Source organism: Halomonas cupida (assembly GCF_900142755.1).
Taxonomy (GTDB): domain Bacteria; phylum Pseudomonadota; class Gammaproteobacteria; order Pseudomonadales; family Halomonadaceae; genus Halomonas; species Halomonas cupida.
Genome location: NZ_FRCA01000003.1, coordinates 167,197 through 183,979, shown reverse-complemented (window position 1 = coordinate 183,979; position 16,783 = coordinate 167,197). Strand labels below are relative to the sequence as shown.

Annotated in this window: 11 protein-coding genes; 4 read left to right on the top strand and 7 right to left on the bottom strand. The window is 58.7% G+C overall.

Features of this window, described 5'->3' with window-relative positions; all coding sequences use genetic code 11:
• Positions 1 to 94: 94 nt before the first annotated feature.
• A complete protein-coding gene (locus tag BUE38_RS07235; protein WP_073434364.1) occupies positions 95 to 874 on the bottom strand; it encodes an META domain-containing protein in 780 nt (259 codons plus the stop codon).
• Between the two features lie 152 nt (positions 875 to 1,026).
• On the opposite strand from BUE38_RS07235, the gene BUE38_RS07230 reads away from it, so the two are divergent.
• From BUE38_RS07230 to BUE38_RS07220, 3 genes are all read left to right on the top strand, one after another.
• Complete coding sequence (locus tag BUE38_RS07230; protein WP_234986810.1) at positions 1,027 to 1,920, top strand: SDR family oxidoreductase; 894 nt, start codon at positions 1,027 to 1,029, stop codon at positions 1,918 to 1,920.
• A gap of 173 nt (positions 1,921 to 2,093) precedes the next feature.
• Complete coding sequence (locus tag BUE38_RS07225) at positions 2,094 to 2,474, top strand: hypothetical protein (RefSeq protein ID WP_073434362.1); 381 nt, start codon at positions 2,094 to 2,096, stop codon at positions 2,472 to 2,474.
• Positions 2,475 to 3,255: 781 nt separating this feature from the next.
• Complete coding sequence (locus BUE38_RS07220) at positions 3,256 to 4,860, top strand: hypothetical protein (RefSeq protein ID WP_073434361.1); 1,605 nt, start codon at positions 3,256 to 3,258, stop codon at positions 4,858 to 4,860.
• 301 nt (positions 4,861 to 5,161) lie between these two features.
• On the opposite strand, the gene BUE38_RS07215 is transcribed toward BUE38_RS07220, so the two are convergent.
• From BUE38_RS07215 to ada, 5 genes are all read right to left on the bottom strand, one after another.
• The gene (locus BUE38_RS07215; protein ID WP_234986809.1) at positions 5,162 to 6,661 is read right to left on the bottom strand and encodes a TolC family outer membrane protein; all 1,500 of its coding nucleotides are present in this window, start codon (positions 6,659 to 6,661) and stop codon (positions 5,162 to 5,164) included.
• Between the two features lie 5 nt (positions 6,662 to 6,666).
• A complete protein-coding gene (locus BUE38_RS07210; protein ID WP_073434359.1) occupies positions 6,667 to 8,043 on the bottom strand; it encodes an HlyD family type I secretion periplasmic adaptor subunit in 1,377 nt (458 codons plus the stop codon).
• Positions 8,043 to 9,818 carry a type I secretion system permease/ATPase gene (locus tag BUE38_RS07205; protein ID WP_073434358.1) on the bottom strand — a complete coding sequence of 592 codons (1,776 nt, stop codon included), beginning with the start codon at positions 9,816 to 9,818 and terminating at the stop codon, positions 8,043 to 8,045. Before BUE38_RS07205 ends, BUE38_RS07210 begins: the two co-directional genes overlap by 1 nt.
• 840 nt (positions 9,819 to 10,658) lie before the next feature.
• On the bottom strand, positions 10,659 to 11,405 hold the full coding sequence (locus BUE38_RS07200) for a 2OG-Fe(II) oxygenase (protein ID WP_073434357.1): 747 nt from the start codon (positions 11,403 to 11,405) through the stop codon (positions 10,659 to 10,661).
• On the bottom strand, positions 11,402 to 12,469 hold the full coding sequence (gene ada, locus BUE38_RS07195) for a bifunctional DNA-binding transcriptional regulator/O6-methylguanine-DNA methyltransferase Ada (protein ID WP_073434623.1): 1,068 nt from the start codon (positions 12,467 to 12,469) through the stop codon (positions 11,402 to 11,404). Before ada ends, BUE38_RS07200 begins: the two co-directional genes overlap by 4 nt.
• Before the next feature lie 240 nt (positions 12,470 to 12,709).
• Here ada and BUE38_RS07190 point away from each other — a divergent pair, with 240 nt between their 5' ends.
• Positions 12,710 to 15,163, top strand: a complete 2,454-nt coding sequence (locus BUE38_RS07190) for an esterase-like activity of phytase family protein (RefSeq protein ID WP_200802157.1) — start codon at positions 12,710 to 12,712, stop codon at positions 15,161 to 15,163.
• A gap of 98 nt (positions 15,164 to 15,261) precedes the next feature.
• On the opposite strand, the gene BUE38_RS07185 is transcribed toward BUE38_RS07190, so the two are convergent.
• Positions 15,262 to 16,641 carry an MFS transporter gene (locus BUE38_RS07185; protein ID WP_084541801.1) on the bottom strand — a complete coding sequence of 460 codons (1,380 nt, stop codon included), beginning with the start codon at positions 16,639 to 16,641 and terminating at the stop codon, positions 15,262 to 15,264.
• Positions 16,642 to 16,783: the final 142 nt, after the last annotated feature.

The following is a 16,783-nucleotide window of genomic DNA, read 5'->3' as shown; positions in this document are numbered from 1 at the left end:
CAGCGAGCGTTGGCACAAGACCAACACGTATCCGACCGGCCACAAGAGCCGGTCGGATGGCACGGAACCCTGGACACCCTCGACAACAGCGACCTCAGGTCAGATGACGCACTTCAAAGCGAGCCAGAACCTCGCCATCGGCATCGTGTAGCTCGAGATGGTCGGCCAGCACGCGATAGCTTGCGGTCTCCTCCAGTACGTCGAGGAAGCGCGGCTCGACATCCGCATCCGTACCATTGATACAGGCCATCATGGTGGTCGCGACCTGACTGAAGCGGAGGCTATCGCCGTTCTTCTCATAGCCGCCCATCAGTCGATTGCAGCCTGTGGAACCTGCGACTCGCGCGTCCTCGGCATGCAGCACCAGATGCGGTTCACGCTGGCCTTCAGCCATATCGATGGACTTACCGTCCAATTCGATCAGCTTCCAGTAGGTATTCTCCAGGCTGTCCGTAACGAAACCATCGGTGCGCTTGAGAGTGTAGTCCAGAGTCGACTCGATCTCGTTGCCCTCCAGGTCGAGGGCTTCCAGGGTTGAGGCATCTTCTACCCGCCACTTGCGAGGTTGCTCGCCATCATCGAGGGTCAGAGTGTCGCCGCTACCATCAAGTGACCATTTGCCCTGCTCATGAAAACGAGCCTCCTCGCCCTCGCCCAGATAGGTTGTGTTCAGGCTGTAGACGCCATCCGGTAACAGCGAAAGCTGATGACGTATCCCCGCACAGTCGGCACAGGGAAGATCACCCTGAAAGCTGGCCGGCAGCTCGCCCAGCGACGCTTCAGCGCTGCCATTGCGAGAATGCCCATCAGCAGCACACCCCGCCAGCATTGCCGACAGAAGCAGGAAATAAACAGAACCAAACATCCTTTTCATGGTTATTCATCCTGATAGTGGAAATGAGATGACCATTTGACCACAACCCGGCGGAAGGTTCTGCTGCGGACGGTCCTGCGCCCTGCTCCGAGGTCAGGAACTACCGCCACCCTTTGACCAACTTCTGATTCAAACGCAGGAATCGGAGTGTTGTGAGCCATCCTATCCACGATAGTCCACTCCTGAGCCGTACCGCACCGGGGCGGTTTTACAACGCCTCGTTCAATTCCCAACTCCTTGTTTCATTTACAACTCTTTGCTTCAGGAGATCTTCCATGGATATGCTTCATCAGAAAACTGTGATTATCACCGGCGCCAGTTCCGGTATTGGCCGAGCCACTGCCCTGCTGTTTGCCAGCGAAGGCGCCAATGTTGTTCTCAGTGGCCGTCAGCAACCGGCGCTCGACAGCATTGTGGAGAAAATCGAGGCAGCAGGTGGGAAAGCGATCGCCGTGGTCGGCGACGTCAAGAAAGAAAGCCATGCCAGGCAGTTGGTCAGCACAGCTGTCGAGCATTTTGGTGGGCTGGATATTGCCTTCAACAATGCCGGCATTCTGGGAGCTATCGAGCCGATGACAGAGACATCGCTTGAAAGCTGGCATGACGTCCTCAATACCAACCTGACCAGTGCCTTCCTCGGTGCCAAACATCAGGTTCCTGCCATCCTCGCACGCGGAGGCGGCTCACTGATCTTCACGTCAAGCTTTGTCGGAAATACGGTCGGTATATCCGGCTTGTCAGCCTATGCCGCAAGCAAGGCTGGAATGACAGGCCTCACAAGAACACTGGCCGTTGAGCATGGTCCACAGGGACTGCGGGTAAACGCTATCCTGCCGGGCGGAACAGATACACCGGCCAACATGGTGAACCTACCCGGAGCAACTCAGGAAGTACGGGACTTTGTTGAGGGACTGCACGCTCTCAAGCGTATCGCCGATCCCGAAGAGGTGGCACGCGCAGCACTCTTTCTGGCCTCGGATGCCTCGAGCTTTGTAAGCGGAACCACGATGCTTGTCGATGGTGGCCTGTCCGTCAACAGAACCTGAGCCAGATCCATCATGGTGGCGCTGGAGAGGTCCAATACCTTGCACTCAGTTTCTGCAGACAAGACCTCTCCAGACCAGTTCTCGACTTACGCCAGGTCAAACAACAGGACCTCGGAGGCCAAGGTACACCCCCCCATGATACTCTCGGGCATTGATACAAGGAGTCGCATCGTATGAAGGACTTATGGTTCAGCGGGTTACTGGTGCTATTACTCAGCGCAACTGCATCCACGGCCCAGGCCTCCTATGTGAACTCCTGCCTGCTCAAGGCTGAGATACTGGCACCGACAACATCCCAACCCCTTGCACCCGACGCGGCGAGTACCGGTGAGGCAACGACACGGATTCATGTCCGTGCCAGGGTTTTCGAGGCAACGCCAAACGGCCGTGCGGACAGTGGCTGCACAATGTTCCTCGACGGCGAATTCGACCGCGTGATTCACAGCAGGAATACCTATTCATTCCAGGCCGGTGACAGGATTCGCATTCAAGTCACGGAGTTCGATGATCGAAACATCTCGATGACAGAGACAGTACGCATAAAGGACGACTAAAGCGACATATAAAATCACGCATATAAACATTAAGTTTCACGATATCAACAATTCGCATCTTCCTCCGAATCAGGCATGAGCGAAGGCTCTCCATCGCCATGACCACTAAAAATGCAGCATCAAAAATGCATGTTTTTGTTTCTTCGAGAAACAGAATGCCCTTTATGTGAAACTGGAAACGACACACATACTGTACTTGGCTGTATAAAGCACTACGAGAACCATTCCACCACTGCCCCAGAAATAAAAATCCCCCTGAGTAATTTTTGCCCTTTCAGAGTTCTACAGAATCATTCTGGAGGACGGTTGAAAAGCACACAAGCCCAGACAACAAGCCCCGCTGGCATTAGTCACTATTATCACGGACGATAATAGCTCCACTCTTCCACCCAATTCCTACTGGCGCCAGAAAATAAAAAAACACCGTTCCACAGAACGCCTTACCCAACACTTATCATTGAAAAGCAACACACCTTAATAACAGGAACGTTACAAACAAAAACCATTCCTTACGCCCCCGGATATAGAGCTGATCTAGATTGGGTAGGGCTGTTACAGCACCTAATTAATGAGCGACAAGGGCGTTACCCAAGGCCTCCAGCAAGGATGATCCACGATGGCCTCCACTTGCCTCCTGGCCTTCATGAATTTCGGTTAGCGCCCGCAAAAGTCGCCTGAAACAACACCTACCTGAGCACTGCTTTTTGGTGCCATCGAGTCGATATATCGATTCTCCTCTGACATACCATTTATCGAATGCATTCACGGAATGGAGCATCTCATGGTAACTCAAACGACTTTACCCGCACTGAACCCCATCAGCGCTGCTGTCAGCAACGCCACTGCAAGCCTGACCGGCAGCAATAGTCTGCTGGGCGGTGACCTACTCGGTGGCGTCCTGAATACAAACCTTCTCAATGGCCTGCTGGGCGGTGATGGCCTGGTCGGCGGATTGCTGGGCGGTGATGGCCTGCTGGGCGGTCTGCTCGGCGGCGATGGCTTAGTCGGCGGCCTGCTGGGCGGTGATGGCCTGCTGGGCGGCCTGCTCGGCAGTGATGGTCTGGTGGGCGGTCTGCTCGGCGGCCTGCTGGGTGGCGGCAACAACAACCTCGACCTGGTGACAGGAATTGCCAATGGTGTCGTCTCTGTCGTTGGCGGCGTGGCCGGACATGTCGTCGACACCGCCAGCTACGCGTCGGCCCTGGTCCAGGGCAGCCTGGCAGGCGTGCTGGCTGATGGAGGGCTGCTCGACCAACTGATCGATGACGACCTCACCAGCCTCCCGGTCAGTGAACTGGGCGATGCTGTCGCCATCATTGCCAGCCAGGTGGGTAGCGTTGTAGACAACACCGTTGACGGCGCCCTTGAGCTCGTGGGCAATCGCCTGGACAGCGTGCTTGGCGACGATGGCATCGCCGATGCGCTTGCAGGCATTGCCGATGGGGCCCTGGGCGACCTGCTCGACAGTGCCGGAGGTCAACTGGACAACATTGACGATGTCGCCAGCGCACTCACCGCAGAACTGACAGCATCCCTCGAAGGCGCGTTTGACCTGGTTCGTGCAGGAGTGGATGACGTGCTCGGCAACGATGGTCTGGTCGACCAGCTCACCGACGCCCTCAATGACGTAGTCGACAACGGCCAGGTCAATATTCCGATTGGCGAGCTGACCGCGACTGTCGCCGGCGTCATCAGTGATGTTGCCTCTCATCTGGCTGAGACCTTCAACGAAGCCTTCACCGGTGTAGTAGGCGACCTGGAAGGCATGCTCGAGGCCGACGGTGTACTGGGTGGACTGCTTGGCGCAGACCTGGTCAATGGCGTCATCGGCGAAGACGGCCTGCTCGGCGGCCTCACCGGCGGGGGCGGTCTGATTGGCAGCATCCTCGGCGAGGATGGCCTGCTGGGTTGCCTGCTGGGCGAAGACGGCCTGCTCGGTGGACTACTGGGTGGTGATGATGGTCTGCTCGGTGGATTGCTGGGTGGCGATGGCCTGGTCGGCGGCTTGCTGGGTGGTGATGGCCTGCTGGGTGGCTTGACTGGTGGTCTGCTGGGCGGTGACGGCCTGGTCGGCGGCCTGCTGGGTGGTGATGGCCTGGTCGGCGGCCTGCTGGGCGGTGACGGCCTGGTCGGCGGCCTGCTGGGCGATGACGGCCTGGTCGGTGGTCTGCTGGGCGAAGACGGGCTGGTCGGCGGCGTGACCGGCGGCCTGCTGGGCAATGACGGCCTGCTGAGCGGTGATGGTCTGGTCAGTGATCTACTGGGCGATGATGGCCTGGTCGGTGGCCTGCTGGGCGGTGACGGCCTGGTTGGCGGAATCACTGGAAATCTTCCGGCCATCGAGCTCGTCGGCAACAACGAGGTTTCCATTCCGGAAGTCGCCTGATTTCCCCACATCTGCCTCGAGCTTCCGGCTCAGGGCAGATGGAGGCATTCCAACATACATACGCCCGGCAGCTCAGCTGCCGGGCGTCTTCATCTTCTCAGCTCTTTCTCAACTCTTTCTCGACTCTTTCTCGACTCTTTCTCGACTCTTCTGCCGAGGCATCTTCAAAAGGCCAGTACTTCAAGACCAGTACTTCAAGATCAGCACTTCAAGATCAGCACTTCAAGATCAGTACTTTCGGCTCCACAAGACACCCGAAGCTCCAGCACAGTCGAACAGTGTCTTCTGCTCGACGCACGACTCAAGCGCCTCGAGTCAATGTCTTCAAGGTTTCCATGGCACGCATCAAGTCATCGGCCCCTAGATCTCCCACCGCCACCTCCAGGCTCAACCGATCCACCAGATACTGGCGCACCACATCGATATACTGAACACGCAGATCATAGAGTTCAGCTCGGGCATCAAGGACATCCACCAGGTTACGCAAGCCCAGTTGCTCGCCCTTCTCCGCCGCCTCCAGGAACAGGCGACTGGAATCCAGTGACTGGCCCAGGGCATTCAATCGACGCAGGTTGCCACTGATATTACGCAGTCTCTCGCGCACATCCTGCCGCGCCAGACGTTGCTGATGGGTCAGTGACTCCCGGCTGGCCAGCGTGGAGAGCTCCCCCTGACGCACACTAGCGCTGGTGTATCCCCCCTGATAGATCGGAACCTCGACCTCGACACTGGCTCGACCATCACGGTTCTCACGAAAGGGATCATTGGAGCTGCGGTCCAGGTAGCTCAGGCTGAGATTGACCTCAGGATAATAGCCGCTGCGACGAGTGTCGGTACCGGCCTGGGCAACCTCCATCTGACGTTCAGCCAGACGCACGGAGAGGTTATCGGTGGTACGAGCGACCCAGGCTTCCACATCTCCCTCGACCGGTACCAGATTCACTCCGCGCAGATCTCCCAGCACCTCTCCAAACTCGGGGCGTTGTCCCGTCAAACGCTCCAGCTCACCCAATGCCGAGTCCAGTGAATTCTCTGCCTGGATTCGATCCGCAATGGCCTGGTCGAGACGCGCCTGCGACTCGAGCATATTGAGACGATCCCCAACCCCCAGCTCATAGGAACGCGACGCCTGACGATGCTGCAACTCGAACGCCTCGCGTTTCGACTCCATCAACCCGACTTCGCGGGAGGCCAGGAACGCATTCAGATAGGCTTCGATAACTGCCATGGCAAGGTCGCTTTCACCCACCGCCAGCTCGAGCCGCGCAGCTTCCACCTGGGCCTCGGCCTCGTCGACCCCGCGCCATCGCTCCAGGCTGAACAGGGGCTGGGTCAAGCTCACTTGCCAGGAGGTATCTCTGGTACGTCCTTCGAAGCGAGCCTCGTTATCGTCGGAGCCAACTACCTCATTACTGGGGTCGTAATCAGGGTTGTCTGTATAGTAGTTGTCGCTGGCCTGGTACATGTACGACGCACCAGCGGACACCTGCGGCTTGAGTTGCGACCAGGCCATGTCGATTTCTTTTGTGGTGGCCTCCAGCTCATAGCGCTGGCTTGCCAGATCACTATCATTCTCCAGTGCGAGGCTGAAAAGTGCCGGTAATGAAGGCAGTCCAACCGATGTCCCGGCGGTGGGCAGCGATGACTCCATGGCCGTACGAGAGTTGGACATGCCGCTCTCGACACCCCCGGTTCCCACTGCCAGGCCAGTGATGGGCAGCGCCAGGCACAACATCGCCGTTCCTCGAACACTCCACACGTGACGATGCTCCTTCACTTCCCGCCGCGCCATCCTGGGCATCAATATCACTCCTCTCGCATGGCCCTGGCCAGCATGTCGGTAATAGGTTTGGCAATGTAACTGGCAAAAGTACGTTCGCCGGTCTGGATCATGACCTCAGCCGGCATTCCCGACAGCAGCTTCATCTGCTCTGTCATGTCGCCCTCGCCCTCACTGGTCACTTTCACCCGAGCCTTGTAATAGCGCTCTCCCGTGGCTTCATCCTCGAAGCTGTCGGCACTGACATGAGCGACCTCTCCGGCAATTTCATTGGTCAGGCGCTGGTTGAAGGCCGAAAAGCGAATATTGGCCGCCTGCCCCGCATAGATATTGTCGATATCGCGGGTGGGAACGCGTGCCTCGACCACAAAGCCATCGCCACTGGGCACTACATCCATGATCGGGTCCCCCGGACTGATGACGGCGCCTCGGGTGTGCACTTGAAGCCCCACCACCGTGCCGGTAACGGGTGACAACACCGTGGTGCGCTCGACCTGATCCGTGAGTGAAGTGATCATTTCCTCGGCTTCAGCGATGCTGGACTGTGCCGTACGCAGTTCCTCACCAACTTCTGACTGGAATTTCTGGCGCTGGAGCTCCTTCTGCAGCTCATTCTCGCTGATCTGTGACTTCAGGCTGGCAATCTGAGAGCGGTGGTCTGCCACCTGGCCCTCATAATCCAGTACCTGGCGCTCGAGCTCTCGCAACCGCTGATTGTCTCCCAGTCCTTCGCGGAACAACGAACGAAAGTCCTCGGCCTCAGCACGCAATGACTGGATCCGCCGCAGGTTGACCCCAACCAGCGACTCCAGGCCTCCGATCTGCTCGCGCATCTGGTTGACCTGCTCATCCAGTGACTCGAGTGTGCTCTGTAATGACTGACGACGAGCCACGAACAGGCCACTCTGGACAGCCAGCACTTCCTGAACCCGCTGGCGATCACTGTTGATCAGCTCCTCAGGGAAGCTCAGGGTCTCGGCCCCACTCTGCTCCGCCAGCAGACGCACCTCCATGGCACGATTGATCAAGTACTGGGAACGGGAAATATCCAGTTCTGCACGCGCCTGGGTATCACTCAACAGGATCAGCGGATCCCCTGCTTCGACGCGATCACCATCCTCCACCAGGATCTCACGCACGATCCCACCCTCCAGGTGCTGGAGCGTGCGTTTGAAGGACTCGATGGATACGTTGCCGGGCGCCACCACGGCCACCGCCAGACTAGCGGTCATCGCCCAGGTGCCGAATACACCGAATGCCACGACCAGGGCCAACAGGCCGAAACGCCGAGTTCCCTTGTCATCGGTCGGCAGCTTCTCGCTATACGACCCTTCGTGGGTCTGAGGGGTGATATCGACACTCGCGCTCTCTGCCACTTGCCGTTCAGATCGCTGGTTGTCCATCAACTCTGCTCCTCAGGCCGGCTACCGGGAGCGCTCCCGCGAATGGCAGCCAATCGACCGCCCGACTTCTGCGCGACCTGTTGCTGCTGTGAGGTCACATTTCTGGCGTACTGCGCCAATACCTGCTCACGGGGACCAAACATGCCAACCTGCCCCTCCTTCATGACCAGCAGGAGATCCATCTGCTTCAACACGCTGGGCCGATGACTGATCACGAACAGCGTGGTTCCTTCCTTCTTCAACTCACGTATGGCGTTCGACAGTGCCTTCTCACCGGCATCATCCAGGTTGGAGTTGGGTTCATCGAGCACCACCAGTACCGGCTCACCGTAGAGCGCACGAGCCAGGCCAACACGTTGACGCTGACCGCCGGACAGGGCACCACTGGTGGAAGAGATATAGGTGTCATAACCCTTGGGGAGTTCGAGAATCATCTCGTGGACACCGGCCTTGCGCGCCGCCGCTACTACCTGCTCGGCGTCGACATCTCCAAAGCGGGCGATATTCTCGCTGACAGTGCCATCGAACAGTTCAATATCCTGCGGCAGGTAGCCGATATGGGGCCCCAGTTCATCGCGATTGAACTGCTGAATATCGGCGCCATCCAGGCGTACGCTGCCGACCTGGGCAGGCCAGATGCCCAGTAGAACTCGAGCCAATGTCGACTTCCCCGCCGCACTGGGTCCAATGATTCCGACATGCTTCCCACTGGGTACCTCAAAGTTGATACCGCGAATGGTGGCCATCCGTGTCCCCGGGGGAGCTGCCGCCACGGTTTCCATGGCCAACCGTCCTTCGGGTGCAGGCAACGACATACGGCGCTGCTCTTCAGGAATCTGAGTCAGCAGTTCATTGAGACGCTCATAGGCTCCCCTTGTACTGACGAACCCCTTCCAACTGCCGATCATCTGATCGATGGGGGACAGGGCCCGGCCCATGATGATGGAGCCGGCGATCATCATGCCCGGCGTCATCTGGTCCTTCAGTACCAACCAGGCGCCAAGACCCAGGATCATCGATTGGAAGAGCAGCCTCAGCGTTCTGGAGGTGTTGGTCAGGGCATTGGCACGATCACTGGCCCGTGACTGCCTGACCAGGAAGGCATGGTGCTTCTCGGCCCAGCGCCCGCGGATATTCGACAGCATCCCCATGGCATGCAGCACTTCGGCATTGCGCAGGTTGGAGTTGGCCAGCTCCTGCGCCTTGATATGTTCGCTGTTGGCTTCCTCCATCAGCCCCTTGGTGGCCTTCTCGTTGGCAATGGCCAGCGCCAGCAGAATGATCCCGGCTCCGGTAGCAAATAAACCGAGCCACACATTGAACAGGAACAGCACACCCAGGTAGACAGGTACCCAAGGCACATCGAAGAAAGCGAAAAGCCCATTACCGGTGAGAAATTGGCGCAGGTTGGTCAAGTCACTGAGTGGTTGGGCGGATTGACGCCCCTGGGCCACCACGCTGCGTCGGAACATCGCACTGTAGAGCCGAGCGTTGATGTTCTTGTCCAGCCGGTTGCCGACCCGCACCAGAATACGCGAACGCACCTGCTCAAGTGTACCTAGCGCCGCAAACAGGAAGACCACTACCAGAGTAAGCATCAGCAGGGTCGCGAAACTTCGTGTTGTCAGTACCCGATCATAGACCTGCAGCATGTACATTGGTGGGACCAGCATCAGCAGGTTGACGAACATGCTGAAGAAGCCCACCGAGAAAAAAGACCCTGTGCATGCCTTCAGAGCGCGCTGTAGATCCGTGACGTCCTGTAGCTTATCCATGTAGGGAATCACCGTTGAAGAAATAGCGCTGTGGAGGCAAAAGATATCGCCTCCGGAAAGGTGGTGAGTTTCTTGTATCGAGAGTCAGGCGGACACATATACCGTGGTTGAGAAACACTTCCGCGATAGAAAAGTCTGGTGCCCCGATCAGAATCAGCCCATACCGGAAAAATAGCGGCTCTTCGGGCTTTCTCCAGGCTGCCGAAAGTTCTCACGATGATATTCAGCTGCCGAGCTCTCCGGCGATAGAAAGGGCCTGGACAGTCATTTTTCGTTTCTTTTTCAAGCTCTTGTTCTATGGCGCCTTGAGGAGTCACTGGCTGCATTCCATTGTGGCCAAACTGCTGTAGCGATGCTCGACACCGCCTTTCCTTCGTTCCCACCAGAGCGCTTTCGGGGCCTGCCTGGCCAGCTCACTGAGGGGGCGGGCATACGAGATGGCTAGCCTATCCTGATAACGGAGAAAAGTGCAAAGGCATGTATCGAACGCCCACTGGCAAGTGGTGGAAAAACGTAACGGACTGTACTGTTTAAATGAGTCAATCAGGTTTCAACAGCAACATGATCACCAAAAAACGACGCAACCTCACCCATGGTTACATAAAGAAAATGAACAACAGACCAAGTCAGTCATAAGCAATTAAATGAAACAAACGTTTGAAGCCCAGAGGTTAAACTCCAGATATTGAAGAGCTGGTCTTGAAGAACACGCCTTGAAGAACAGGTCGTGAAGCAAAAGCCTTGACGCACGAGTCTTGAAGTCTAAAAGTCCAGCATGATCTACAACGTCCAACGGCAGGCAGACACCCGCAAGGCATGTTGCCGGTAACCTCCCGCTACCTACTCGGCATCGTGGAAGATAATCCCGGCACTGAGGCGCTGACCAGCGCGTACCCGACTGACGCCATGGCGCATGTTGACCCGATAGACGCCTCGAGCTCCTTGCACAGGGCGATGATGGCTGGCAAGAATGGCCATGTCGCCGCGCTGCAGGGGTAGCACCTCGACTCGGGATTGCCTGCGTGGCCGTTGCTCAGTCAACACCAGTTCACCGCCCTGATGATCAAGGCCGGGTTCCGTCAGCAGGATCACCGCCTGGAGCGGAAAGGCAAGATCACCATAGAGATCCTGATGCAGACAGTTGTAGTCCCCCGCATGGTAACGCAGCAGCAAGGGCGTTGGCCGTTGCTGACCCGCCGCGTGACACTGGGCGAGAAAGTCAGCATGGCGGTCGGGGTAGCGCCGTTCCTGATTCATCCATTGATTCCAGCGGTTGGCAACAGGCGCAATCCGCGCATATAACGCCGTGCGCAACTCGGCAATGGGCCGAGGAAGTGGATAGTTGAAGTAGCGATACTCTCCCTGACCGAAACCGTGGCGCGCCATCGCTATATGGCGACGGAACAGCTCGCGCCTGGCATAGAGCCCTGCCAGCAGACGGCACTCACCTTCATCAAGCAACCCCGACAGCACCGCCACACCTCGGCCATCGAGCTCCTGCTCGACATCCTGCCAATCGAGCGCCTCCAGGCGCGTGATGGCAGTCGGAAGTATGGGCTCAGGACGCACAACGCCGGGCATGGTCATGCGTCCGCCTCCCGATCCAACAATGCACGCTTGCGCTCAACGCCCCAGCGATAGCCGGACAGCTCCCCGTCCCGGCGTACCACTCGATGACAGGGAATCGCGACCGCCAGCGGGTTGGCTGCACAGGCGCGAGCGACGGCCCGCACTGCAGCAGGCGAACCGATACGTTCGGCCACTTCGGTGTAGCTCGCCGTAGCGCCCACCGGAATCTCGCGCAGAGCCTGCCAGACGCGCTGCTGGAATGCTGTACCGCGAATATCCAGCGGCAGGTCCATTCCCAGCGCAGGATCGTCGATGAGACCAACCACCTGGGCGATCCACTCTTCGAAGCCATTTCCGCCGGCATCCAACTCGGCTTGCGGAAACTGGTCCTGCAGATCGCGCAGCAGGACGTCGGGGTCATCGCCAAGCAGGATGGCACAGATACCGCGCTCACTGCGCGCCACCAGAACCGATCCCAGCGAACATTCACCGACGGCGAAGAGGATGGCCGTGTCCTGCCCTCCGCGCTTCCATGCCGTTGGGGTCATGCCGAGCATGGCATCAGCGTTTTCATAGAAACGACCACTGGAACGGAACCCGGCGCTGTGGATCGCCTGAGTGATACCGCTGGCAGGATCGCTCAGTGCCTCGCGAACCCTCCGAGATTGATGCGCCCGACCATAGGCCCGCGGCGTTAGACCGGTAATGGCCTTGAAGCAATGGTGCAGATACGAGGGGCTGAGCCCCACCCTCTCCGCCAGTTCCGGCAGCCCGAGAGGCTCGTCAGACTGTTCGATAAGGCGACAGACGCGTTCGACAAGCGCCGTTATCGGCGCATCTGACGAGGCCGAGTTCGGCGCACAACGCTTGCAGGGACGGTACCCTGCCGCTTCGGCGTCAGCCGGGTTGTCATGGAAGGAGACATTCTCCGGCTTCGCCGTACGCGACGGACAGGAGGGGCGGCAGTAGACGCCAGTCGTCAGCACCGCATAGACGAAAGTGCCGTCTGCCGAGGCATCGCGCTGCACAACCGCCAGCCAACGCCAGTCCTGCTCGGTATCGAAGGGGCGCTGAGTTGCCATGGTGATGTCCATCTCGGTGTCCTTTCATTGTGGATGATGGAAGGAGTAAAGGACACCGAGGCAAGGCCACGCACTCCGCTACTGGCTTTTCAATCTCACATGAGACACAGGGCTCACCCGAACATCAGGTTGACTTCCTCATGCTGTTCCACTCAGTGACTTGAAGGGGTCATCCCCCTGACACACGGACGCATGACAATAACCTGCCTTTCAGCTGCCATTTCGAGCGAGATCCGTGTCATGTCTGCCGACCTTTCCACTGGTACTCATTCCTTCCGAGTGGCGACCTATAATGCGTCCCTCAACCGCAGTGAACCCGGCGCCTTGCTGGCTGACCTGTCAACGCCCGACAATACCCAGGCGCAACAGATTGCCGAGGTCATTCAGCACAATCGCCCAGATGTCCTGTTGCTCAACGAGTTCGACTATTCTCCCGAAGCCATTGAGGCCTTCCAGCAGAATTACCTGGGTATCAGCCAGGATGGCCAGCAGCCCATCCATTACCCCTATGTCTACTCGGCACCCGTCAACACAGGTGTGGCATCCGGCTTCGATCTCGACAATGACGGCCGGGTCGTGACCACCCCCGGCGAGGAAGGCTACGCCGGTGATGCCCTGGGCTTCGGCCAGTTTCCCGGCCAGTACGGCATGCTGGTGCTATCGCGTTACCCGATCGAATATGACGAGGTTCGTACCTTCCAGGACTTTCTGTGGCAGGACATGCCCGATGCTCGACTGCCCGATAACCCGGACACACCAGAGGCCCAGGATTACTACTCACAGGAAGAGCTCGACAATCTACCGCTCTCATCCAAGAGCCACTGGGACATTCCCATCCAGGTGAACGGCGAGACCGTCCACCTTCTGGCCTCGCACCCCACGCCACCGACCTTCGATGGTATCGAGGACCACAACGGACTGCGCAACGCCGATGAAATTCGCTTCTGGTCGGACTACGTCACCCCCGATCGCTCGGACTATATCGTCGATGACGAGGGCCAACAGGGAGGCCTGGCCGACAATTCGCGCTTCGTCATTGTCGGTGACCAGAACGTCGATCCCACCGATGGCGATAGCCTTGATGGCGCCGCTCAGCAATTGCTCGGCAATGCGTTGGTGGACGCTGGCCTGGCGCCCTCCAGTGATGGCGCCGTTGATGCTGCCGAACAGCAGGGAGGAGCCAATGCCGATCAGCAGGGACCCCCCCGCTTCGATACCGCCGATTTCGGCGACAGCGCCCCGGGCAACCTACGCGTCGACTATGTGCTGCCGTCACAGGCCGGGTTGACCCGCCTCGACGGTGGTGTGTTCTGGCCAGCCGAGGGGCAGGACGGCAGTGATGCCATCGACGCCTCGGATCATCGCCTGACCTACGCCGATCTGGTACTGACCGATAACGACTCCCTGGTTCAGGACCTGGAGTTTCTCGGCATGACAGCGTTCGACAGCGGCACAATCTTTCAGGGCACTACCCTGGGCGGCCTCTCCGGCCTTACCTACCATCAAGCCAGCAACAGCTATCTGGCCATTTCAGACGACCGCAGCCAGAGCAATGATGCACGCTTCTATTCCCTGCGTGTCGATCTGTCGGATGGTCAGCTTGATGATGGCGACGTTTACTTCACCGATGTCACCACTCTGCGCCAGCCGGACGGCTTCCCCTTTGCCGAGGGAACCATCGATCCCGAAGCCATCGACCTTGCCGAGGACGGCACCCTGTACATTTCGTCGGAAGGCGACAACAACCAGGGCATCGCACCGACCATCGGCCACTTCGCGCGTGATGGTCAGCAACTCGGCTCCCTCGAGGTTCCCGATAGCCTGATTCCCGACGCCGATGGCGAATCAGGAGTGCGCAACAATCTGGCGCTGGAGAGCCTGACCATCTCACCGGATCAGCAACACCTTTTCACCGCCACTGAGAATGCCCTGGTACAGGACGGCCCGGAGGCCAACTTCAACACCGGCAGCCCCTCGCGATTGAGCGAATACGACCTGACCACCGGCAAGCTCAGCCACGAGTATCTCTATCCCACCGAACCGGTTGCCGAACGCCCGACGCAGGACGACGGCTTTGCCACCTCCGGCCTGGTCGACCTGCTGGCACTCGATGACGATCATTTACTGGCATTGGAGAGAGGCTTTTCCGAGGGCGCTGGCAATACCGTGCGCCTCTACGAGATCGACGTATCCCGGGCCACCGATATCCGCCATATCGACGCCCTCAGCGAAACCGACGCCAGGGTACGCCCGGTCGATAAACAGTTGGTCGCCGACCTCGGTGACTTCGGCTTCGAGCCGGACAACATCGAGGGCATGACCCTGGGGCCGGAGTTGGCCGATGGTCGCCAGAGCCTGCTGCTGGTCTCCGACGACAATTTCAGCGAGACCCAGAGCACCCAGTTCATCGCCCTTGCCCTGGAACTCGACCCGGCTGACGATCCGGACTGCTGGTGGCCGCCAGGCTTGATCAAGGAACCGCCCGGCCATGGTTGGGGACGCCCGGACCATGCAGGTCCTCCTGACTTTGGCCAGTTCGGTCCACACATCCTGGATGAGCATATCTTCAGTAGCCGCATGAGCGAGTCCCCATTCAGCCCTGGGTCAGGAAGCCAGCCGACGCCGGAGTTTCCGATCCAGTTGACCGGCCTTGCGGACCCGATGCCAATGGGACTCGATCTGCTGATGAGTTGATGCCCCGCTGATGGGCTGAAGCCCCATAGCCAGACTGCGGTCCACAGGAACCCGGCACTTGTGCCGGGTTCTTCTATTCCGTCACAACGTCTATTCCGTCACGGCATCCCGCTTGCTGATCCGGAAGGCGAGGCCGAGAGCGGCCGATCGGCAACCTGCCAGGCATCATCGTCGTCACTCAGCGATCGTGAGGCAGATTCAGGAAGCTTCATGCCACCCCATAACGCCAGTAGCGCAATAGCCACCAGGTAGAATGCCGGCGACAGCGGCAGCCCGGTAATATCGATCAGCCATGTGGCGACAAGCGGTGCTGTTCCACCAAAAATGGTGTAAGCCACGTTGTAGCACAGTGCCGATGCCGTATAGCGTACGCGTGTCGGGAACTGCTCGGAGAGCAGTACGGCAGTGACTACGCCACAGATCACGGCACCCACTGCCATCATCGCGGCCCCCAACATTGCCCCCCAGAGTTCGCCACTACCTGCCAGCATATAGGCCGGGAATACAGCGACGATCAAGCTCAGACATGCCGTCAGTATCGTCCTGCGGCGCCCCACCCAGTCGGTATAGCGGCCGATGGCGGGACACAGGATTGCCGCAAACACCAGAGCGCCAAGACTGGCGAGCAAGGCAACCGTGCGCGTGGCACCTCCCACAACCTGCATGTAGGTCGCGAAATAGGTGGTGAACATATAGAACGACAGCGCAGTTGCCGAGATGAAGGCACCCAGGCACAGCAACGTACGTCCGTGCTGGCCGAGCGTTTCCCGCAAGGGGGCATGCGGAGATTCAGGCAGGGCTTTCAGTGCCTGAAAGGCTGGCGACTCGTCGAGCCTCAGCCGCATATACAGGCCAACCAGGCCCAGCGGAGCAGCGATCAGAAACGGTAACCGCCAGCCCCAGCTCTGCAGGGTGGCTTCCGTCATGACCAGGCCGATGATATAGGCCAGTGCCGCTGCCATGGCAAAGGCCAGGAAGGTGGAAACCGGCACAAGACTGCCATAACGCGCCTTCTGCTCACGGGGGGCGTGTTCCATGACAAAGGCACAGGCGCCGGCATATTCGCCCCCCGCAGAGAATCCCTGTAGACAACGTGCCAGCGCCAGCAGAAGCGGTGCAAACAGGCCAATGCTGGCGTAGGTCGGCAGCACACCGATCAGCGTGGTGGAACCGGCCATCATCAGCACCGTTATCGAGAGCACATGCTTGCGCCCCAATCGGTCCCCCAGCATGCCAAAGAAGATGCCACCCAGCGGCCTCAGAGCAAACGAGACAGCGAATACGGCGAAGGTCTGCAGCAGTGCAAGCGTAGGGTTTCCCGGCGGGAAAAAGTGTTGAGAAATGATGACGGCGAGAAAGCCGTATATCGCAAAGTCAAACCACTCGACAAAATTACCGATGGCAGAGGCCGCGATCACCTTGCGCAGCGTCGAAATATCTACGTCTTCCGATGCCGATTGGCCCTGAGGCGTTGGCATAGTGGAACTCCCTTCCCGAGTGGGTAGCTGAATTGTTGTTGGTGCCAGTGCCTCTGGAGCCCAACTGAAGGCATGGCCAGCCTCGGAACGTTAGCCCGGAATCAAATGAGCGAAGGTCATGAAAGCGACAGGGAAGTTGTCA

Bases quoted from the DNA above. Each gene is read 5' to 3' on its own strand.
- BUE38_RS07225 (WP_073434362.1), top strand. From the start codon at position 2,094: ATGAAGGACTTATGGTTCAGCGGGTTACTGGTGCTATTACTCAGCGCA.
- BUE38_RS07200 (WP_073434357.1), bottom strand. From the start codon at position 11,405: ATGACCATGCCCGGCGTTGTGCGTCCTGAGCCCATACTTCCGACTGCC.
- BUE38_RS07205 (WP_073434358.1), bottom strand. From the start codon at position 9,818: ATGGATAAGCTACAGGACGTCACGGATCTACAGCGCGCTCTGAAGGCA.
- BUE38_RS07220 (WP_073434361.1), top strand. From the start codon at position 3,256: ATGGTAACTCAAACGACTTTACCCGCACTGAACCCCATCAGCGCTGCT.
- BUE38_RS07185 (WP_084541801.1), bottom strand. From the start codon at position 16,641: ATGCCAACGCCTCAGGGCCAATCGGCATCGGAAGACGTAGATATTTCG.
- BUE38_RS07215 (WP_234986809.1), bottom strand. From the start codon at position 6,661: ATGCCCAGGATGGCGCGGCGGGAAGTGAAGGAGCATCGTCACGTGTGG.
- ada (WP_073434623.1), bottom strand. From the start codon at position 12,469: ATGGCAACTCAGCGCCCCTTCGATACCGAGCAGGACTGGCGTTGGCTG.
- BUE38_RS07235 (WP_073434364.1), bottom strand. From the start codon at position 874: ATGAAAAGGATGTTTGGTTCTGTTTATTTCCTGCTTCTGTCGGCAATG.
- BUE38_RS07210 (WP_073434359.1), bottom strand. From the start codon at position 8,043: ATGGACAACCAGCGATCTGAACGGCAAGTGGCAGAGAGCGCGAGTGTC.
- BUE38_RS07190 (WP_200802157.1), top strand. From the start codon at position 12,710: ATGTCTGCCGACCTTTCCACTGGTACTCATTCCTTCCGAGTGGCGACC.